Here is a 6,712-nt window from a genome sequence, read left to right as displayed (position 1 = left end):
GGGACATGGTGTAGGCCACAGGACGATCAAACCCCGATATTTGCACTGTTAACGAAACCCTTACCCCCGGGCCTTCTGGAGTGGAAACGGGACTTAACTCCACCTGTTTTTCCAAATCTTCACTGGTAAAATACTCCCGCAAAAAAGGTTTAAAGGGTAGCAGGATAGTTAGATTATCCAAATTTAACTTTTGGTCTAACCATGTGCCGGGCAATAAGCCTTTGGTTTTGTGGAAATAAAGATTAGGCTCAAAAATATCTGCTGGAGTGGCAAAGATGGCATCAGAACGGCGGTGAAGATTGGGGTCAAAATTGAGTAACGGAGATGCATCAATGACATTAATTTCCTGGGGTTGTTTGGCCAGAAGACTTGGTAACTGTACTGGATCAATAATGTAAAGTTGCTTGCTAGGATTGCGACCAACCGAAGCTATTGCCCGCACATTGGAAGGAGTTTGCACCGCCTCCGCTGGATCAAGTGCTCGAAAAAGTTCTGGGGCAAGGGGAATGCCAAACGGTAGATTTTTTGTGGTGGGTCGAAAAACATTACTGGTGGTGACACCCAAATCCCTGATATAGTCGTCTATCACCCCTGAGACCCGCCCCGCTAAATCCTCATTTTGGGGATTACGCATCAAGGTACCTTTTAAATTTTCCAGCCAAGGCAACAACACTTCCTTTTGATTGGGGGCTAAGCCGTTATTGATAGGATTGGTGAAAAAGCCATTTTTAATCCAAGCAATGCGCCGACTTAAGGAATCGTGAAAATAACCCGTGGGGCAGACAATGGTGGCCGGACTGGTCATACCGATCGCCACCCCGTCTAGTTCAAACAAATACAACTCTGCCCAGGGACCATCGGGGAGCACCATCGGCAACACATTGTCCCTATCGTTGGGGCGCAATTTCCACAAACAACGGGCAAATTCCTTATCCTGATAATCCTTTAGCCGTACTTGGGTGGCAGTGATCTGAAGATTCAAGTTCTCCGCCAGGGCTAGGGCGGTCAATAAACCCCGATATTGCTCAATTAGCCAATCCCGACTGGGGTACTGCCGGTTGCGAAAAGCCGAAATTAATTGCAGAGGCCGGGACCAAGGGCTGGGGATCGAATTTACTTCCCGGTAGGCTCCCCCCTCAAACTCCAAACTATTGCCTAAGCGATTAAAGAGTCCTACTCCCTCGGCGATCCATTCCCCTGGAGCAGAACCACCGGCAAAATCTTGGTTAGTCTTGGGAAGTAGGGGTTGGTTAGCCATAGTTGGGAAGGGGTTTAAGGAGAAAAATTAGACAAGATAAAAATAAGAAAATGAAAATAACAAAAAGGTAGATAATTATTCTGTATTATTAAAGCCCAAGTAATCTTGAGTAAATTTTAAAAATTCCCAGGCATTGGTGATTTGAATTTGAGCCTCTTCACAGGAAATATAATCAGGCCTACCGTAATCCCCTAAATACTGTTCCTTATTCATAGTAAAATCCCCTCCCTCTTTATATTCTTTAGCAAGGCTGTGTCCTCATGGGCAAAGTCTGCATGTGATAAATAAAGACAGTTAACTAACTGCTCTGTCTCCAGACAAAAATCACTTAACCAATTACTATTAGCATTAATTTCTGCTACGGGATCGACTTTGCCATTTAATACCAGCAAAATATCAACATCAGAAGTGGTTTCTGCCTCTCCCCTAGCCTGGGAGCCAAAAAGAATAACTTTCGCCAATCTATCCCCATAAAGTTCCGCCAAATCAGCTCTGAGTTTTGTCAGAGTATCAGCCAGGGTAAATTGACCAGAAAAAGTGCTAGTTGCCATAATCAAAAAGCTGATTAACAGATAAATTAATGTCGGGAAATTGGGGGGAAATAATTAGATCATTGCTAGTAAGTGGACTGTCACAAATTGCCACTCGGTCAAGGGCAGGAAAAATTAAATCCCCTTCCACCAGATAGGTATCGATCATTTTTTGCCTCGGATAACATCTTCATAAAAGGATGCTAACGAACATTCCCAGTTAATGGTTTCCAGAGATAATAAATCCCCTTCTTCATAACTAATTAGTTCCCAACGCCCTTGACTATTACGACTAAAAAGATCCACTGCCATTTTATTACTGTCAATCAACAAGTACTCCATCAAACTTGGTAATTGTCGGTAACGACGAAACTTTTCACCCCGATCATAGGCCTCCGCGCTAGGGGATAAAACTTCAGCAATAAAGCAAGGAAATTGAATAAATTGCACTGCCTCTTGATCCCTGTCATCGCAACTAACCATCACATCGGGATAATGGAAAGAACTCGCCAAGGCCACTTTTACCTTGACATCGGCCATAAACACTCGGCAACCAGTGCCCCGAAGATGACTTTTTAGTAAAGTCGCCAAATTCAGACCGATTAAATTATGGGCAATGGTTCCGCCAGTCATAGCTAAAATTTGCCCATCCAGATATTCATGCCTAAATTCCTGCAGGGCTTCCCAATTTAGGTATTCTTGGGGACTTTGATAGTTAATTTCAGCATTGGCTAGCATGGTTATATCCCTCAAATGGCAAACGTTTTCCATCCCAATCTAAAGCAAGGCAAACAGAGCATGGGCTAAACCAAAAACACCGTTATCGTAACTTTTGCCCTCATCTGCCAAACGGTTCTTAATGGTATCCAGGCGATCGCCATTTTGCGCCGCTTGACTGCGTTCTTTATCAATAATTAATTGATGGAGATGTTCACGATAACCAGGGCTTTGGTTTAAATCATCCAAATGTTTTAACTGAAAAAGTTGTTCCCCATTGACGTGGGCAGAGGACACCTGTTGGGCCCATTGCAAAAACTTCCTAGCCCAGGCTGTGAGTAGATCATTTTTAGCCATTTCCTGGGCATCTTCCACCAGGGGTTTGTCCCCTTCCCCTGCCCTAAGAGCAAAAAAGTACTGGAACCAAGGAGCGCCCTTGGCAAACTTTTTACCACCCAACTTCCGGGCCGCTTCCAACTCCAAAGAAAAGTTATAGAACCAAGCGTAGGCAAAGCGCACTCCCTTACTGAGGGCTAATTTAGCGATTTCGTCATCCGGCAAGTCCGTCCAAATCAGATTATTGATATCCCCCCGACTGATGTAATGGGCCACCGTTTGCCCCATCGGTTGATCGAAACCATGGTTAGCGGCCAAGGCGGCGTACAACTCCACAAAATGGGCGCCATTTTCCTGGTTTTTACCCCCGGTGTGGGAGTCGTATCTGGTTTGGGCATTGTCCCCAATTAAATACACACTGTCGAAACAACCCTCCGACTGTTCCGTTAGATATTGCAACGCCGCTTGGGTATTGAGGGCAAAAAAGCGAGTTTCGGCAAATACGGTCTGATCTCCGTCATCGGGACGCTCAAAGGCAAAGTAGGGCAACAGCAAAGATGCGTGGATACGCACCCGGAGATTGTCCTGTTTTAATTGATTACTAACTAACTTAGCCAGGGTAGGAACCCCCGAAGCACCAGTGCCACCGAAAATACTGCCAAAGAAATGCACCACCACATCACCGCCTTTGCCAACGCCCAAATCCGTGGTCAGATTATTGAATAATTGTTGCCAGCCGCCGGCCTGGGTTTGTTGCAGACTATCTAGTTCCAACCGACTCATCACCGCTGAACCAATGGGAGGCCGGCCCCGAAATCCCACCCCTAGATCGGCATTTTGTTCCGCCGGGCTGTAGAGAGCATCAAACAATTTTGCCAAAGGGGGAGCACTGGCCCGCAAAGCCTGTTTGTTGAAAACTGCCGCTAGGTTAGTGTTGTGAATTTGATCCCCCAGGGGATTCCAGGTACCGTAGTGGAAAAATTGCCCGTCCATTAAAGGACTTTTCCCTTGACCAAAGGCTTTTTGGGCATCGTCAGCAGTGCGGAAATTTACCCCAGTCCTTTGGGAGTTGCCGTTGGAAGTGTCCGCATCGACTAATAAAATTCTTAGTTCCGAGTTCTCACCGTACAGGCCTAGGGAATGGAGAAAGATGGCCGCTTCGACACATTTGGCTCCACTGCCGCCCACACCGATGGCATAGATTTTTCGCATGGTCTAAGCTCTAACCTCCATAAATTTTGCGTAACAACATTGACCCCGGTGGCACGTAGCGCATGGATTTGGGGGTAGCCAGGGCCGTGGGCAGCCAAAAAATTAACAACACATCGACAACAATGAAGCCCAGTAGCCAGAAGAAGGGTTCTAGGTTACGGGTGTCATCAAACCAACCGTTGAAGAAACTTAGACCCACTAGGGCTAGCATAGTCACCACACCGAGGAGAATGGCGAGTATCCACCAGAGGCCGCCGGTGCTCAGTACGTCTTGAGCCCTGGTGAAACTACCATTGAGGGCTTTGGCAATCCAGAATAGGAGTAGCATTGCCCCTAGGGCATAAACCAGGTAAAGGGTGGGAAATAATATCTCTGCGGCCCATTTGTCCAAGTTACCCCGGGATAAGCTCAAAGGCAGTCCGCTTCCGCCCAATAGCCATGGTTGTAGCCCAAAAATCACCATGGTGGCGATCGCCACTGTCACCACAAGGGCCACTATCTCCGCAATTTTCATAACCCCTATCCTGACGAACTAATACGTGAAGATTAGCAAAAATTTTGATTAAGTAAGCTAATAGTGACTATAGCCGAGACAAAACTTAACAGCGTCCTGGTCATTGGCCACGGCCCCCCGCAATCCCGACACGAAAAGTAGTAAATTTTGGGTTTTGGCACCGTTAGGATTACCGATGTCCATGTCCCAATCCTGCCACACCGCTTGATCCAACTGGCGATCGCCAAGGGTGACGTAAACCAGTTTGCCTTGTCCCTGGGGTAACTTGTTGCCATCAAAAACGGCAGTTAATAAAAGGCGGGCATCCTCTCCCCCTGGATTTTGAACAATTTCTGCTTTTTTCACTGACACAAAGGGTTCAGACACATTGAAAAGATCTGGGGTTAGCTCTCCGCCAGTGAGGGAAACGGTACTTTTAGAAGGAATATTCAACTCTAAAAGAGGCAAAGGGGTGGAAGAATTTTCGCCACAATTGCTTTGTTCGAGCATGAGCCAATCCCTCTCCTGGTCTTGGTTTGGCCTTTGTCTATCCACAGAACCAATTTCAATGACGCATTCCTGGATATCATCTTTGAAAGAACTATTGTCCAGGGTGACTGTATCCCCTTGCCCCAGTTCAAAGGCGGAGGCTCGAAAGGCCTTATTCACATCCAGGGGAAGCCGACGGAATTCCTTCACCATTTCATCCACCGTGTCCTGGGGCCCAGTCATCAAGATGAAAAATGGTCGGCCTTTTTGGTCCACATCTTGGCCAGCGGTATTGTAAACAAAGGTGGGATAACTAGCGTTGGCAGAGTACACATTGCCCCGAAACTGACTACGAACCCCTAAAAGTACGGCCTTGTAGTTGGGATTGGCTTTTAGTTCTTTGCTAATCAACCCAGAAATTTGCCCCACTGCGGCATCGTCGGGCTCCAGGTCGGTGAGTAAAATTTTTAGACTACGGGGAGCGGTGGGATTGTCGCTATCCTCTTCACCATTGTCATTTTCTGGAGCTGGATTTGCTCCATTAGTGGTCTCGGTTGCTAATTCATAAAGTTGCCCCAAGGTACTGGAAACACAGGGATAGTCGGCAGTAGGTTGATCCCGACGACAATAAAAGGGTGCTTTACTAGCGGCAAGGAATTGAGCCGCTGAAATAGATTGGGCTTGGTTAATGGTGTCATTGCTCCCCACCCGCCAGTAGGAAGTGGGCAGATTTTTGTTTTGTAGCAGTGTGTGCAAAGAGGCGATCGCCTGGCCGTAGCGACTACCGGGTTGGCTGACAAACCCTACCATGGACTCACTGGCATCCACCCCCACTAGCACATTCAGGTTTTCAAAGGGCCCCGGGGCCTCTTGCTGTTCTGTCCTCCGATCGCCTAGTTGTTCCGTTTCCACACAGGGCAAACCTCCCCTTTGACCACAACCAGCTAACGCCAGAACTAACACCGAGAAGAGAATCCAGCTTTTCACACCAAAACCCAGAAAAACAATAATGGAAATGATTCATCAGAACGAGAGTTCGGCCATTAGCCTAGGGCACTGTTTTGCATAAATCAAGCGGCTGCGGCTCGCCCTCCATAACTTCAATTCTAGGCGAGAGTTCCTTGGGTGATCCTATCGAGATTCCATAGACTGTGGGCAGCAAGTCAAAGGTTTGCCAGCCTCGCAAAGAGTGTTTTCAAAGCCCCCCATTTAGTTGAGGCTTTTTCTAAACCTTTTTAGTTGAGACAATAATCGGGAATGCAGTTTTGTTCCATATATTCATGGTACTTTTGAATTTGTTCATCACATTGGCCCTGGGTCCAGCCACAGTGGTCCATTAATGTTTGGCAAATGCCGGCCAGAGCGCTAAAGCCGTAATCGTCCGTCACCATGGCGATCGCCGTGCGTCGTCGGCAAATATCCACCAAGGTATGGGCCATTTCTGCTTGGACGGCAAAAACCGCCTGAGCTTTAATATCTGGCAAGGAAGGAATAATCCGTTCCCCCAACTCCGGTGCCCCATGCACTAAAGCCAAAACTTCTCCTGCCCTGGCACCGTAAACACAAAATAAATGCTGAATAGAATGGCGTTCCAGGCGATCGCCGTATTTATCCATGCCAGTTTCCAAGGACAGGGAATAGGCCTCTGCCCCTGGTAAGGGCTGTCTCTTATACACA

General features: G+C 47.3%; 8 protein-coding genes and 1 pseudogene. All 9 read right to left on the bottom strand.

All coding sequences use genetic code 11. The features are described from left to right. A pseudogene (locus IQ219_RS15165) lies at positions 1–1,258 on the bottom strand (hypothetical protein); the annotation flags it as partial. Positions 1,259–1,333: 75 nt separating this feature from the next. Then, positions 1,334–1,471 carry a hypothetical protein gene (locus IQ219_RS15160; protein ID WP_190596493.1) on the bottom strand — a complete coding sequence of 46 codons (138 nt, stop codon included), beginning with the start codon at positions 1,469–1,471 and terminating at the stop codon, positions 1,334–1,336. Beyond that, positions 1,468–1,809: a nucleotidyltransferase domain-containing protein gene (locus IQ219_RS15155; RefSeq protein WP_194073161.1), complete on the bottom strand. Its 342-nt coding sequence runs from the start codon at positions 1,807–1,809 to the stop codon at positions 1,468–1,470. The genes IQ219_RS15160 and IQ219_RS15155 overlap by 4 nt, the downstream gene beginning before the upstream one ends. Further along, complete coding sequence (locus tag IQ219_RS15150; protein ID WP_194073160.1) at positions 1,799–1,957, bottom strand: hypothetical protein; 159 nt, start codon at positions 1,955–1,957, stop codon at positions 1,799–1,801. Before IQ219_RS15150 ends, IQ219_RS15155 begins: the two co-directional genes overlap by 11 nt. Next, positions 1,954–2,526: a Uma2 family endonuclease gene (locus IQ219_RS15145; protein WP_194073159.1), complete on the bottom strand. Its 573-nt coding sequence runs from the start codon at positions 2,524–2,526 to the stop codon at positions 1,954–1,956. The genes IQ219_RS15150 and IQ219_RS15145 overlap by 4 nt, the downstream gene beginning before the upstream one ends. A gap of 39 nt (positions 2,527–2,565) precedes the next feature. After that, positions 2,566–4,053: a hypothetical protein gene (locus IQ219_RS15140; RefSeq protein WP_194073158.1), complete on the bottom strand. Its 1,488-nt coding sequence runs from the start codon at positions 4,051–4,053 to the stop codon at positions 2,566–2,568. Positions 4,054–4,063: 10 nt separating this feature from the next. Continuing rightward, positions 4,064–4,567 (bottom strand): hypothetical protein, encoded by a 504-nt coding sequence (locus IQ219_RS15135; protein WP_194073157.1) that lies wholly within the window; start codon positions 4,565–4,567, stop codon positions 4,064–4,066. 57 nt (positions 4,568–4,624) lie between these two features. Then, complete coding sequence (locus tag IQ219_RS15130) at positions 4,625–6,022, bottom strand: lipoprotein (protein ID WP_194073156.1); 1,398 nt, start codon at positions 6,020–6,022, stop codon at positions 4,625–4,627. A 248-nt stretch (positions 6,023–6,270) separates the two neighbouring features. Next, positions 6,271–6,712 (bottom strand): glycerol-3-phosphate dehydrogenase C-terminal domain-containing protein (locus IQ219_RS15125; RefSeq protein WP_304650693.1); only part of this gene is annotated, 442 nt, incomplete at its 5' end.

The sequence above is a fragment of the Synechocystis sp. LEGE 06083 genome (genome assembly GCF_015207725.1).
Classification (GTDB): domain Bacteria; phylum Cyanobacteriota; class Cyanobacteriia; order Cyanobacteriales; family Microcystaceae; genus Synechocystis; species Synechocystis salina.
This window is presented reverse-complemented; position numbering and strand designations above follow the sequence as displayed.

What these genes read in the sequence shown, in the direction of transcription:
- IQ219_RS15135 (WP_194073157.1), bottom strand. Translation starts at nt 4,567, where the DNA reads ATGAAAATTGCGGAGATAGTGGCCCTTGTGGTGACAGTGGCGATCGCC.
- IQ219_RS15150 (WP_194073160.1), bottom strand. Translation starts at nt 1,957, where the DNA reads ATGATCGATACCTATCTGGTGGAAGGGGATTTAATTTTTCCTGCCCTT.
- IQ219_RS15155 (WP_194073161.1), bottom strand. Translation starts at nt 1,809, where the DNA reads ATGGCAACTAGCACTTTTTCTGGTCAATTTACCCTGGCTGATACTCTG.
- IQ219_RS15145 (WP_194073159.1), bottom strand. Translation starts at nt 2,526, where the DNA reads ATGCTAGCCAATGCTGAAATTAACTATCAAAGTCCCCAAGAATACCTA.
- IQ219_RS15160 (WP_190596493.1), bottom strand. Translation starts at nt 1,471, where the DNA reads ATGAATAAGGAACAGTATTTAGGGGATTACGGTAGGCCTGATTATATT.
- IQ219_RS15140 (WP_194073158.1), bottom strand. Translation starts at nt 4,053, where the DNA reads ATGCGAAAAATCTATGCCATCGGTGTGGGCGGCAGTGGAGCCAAATGT.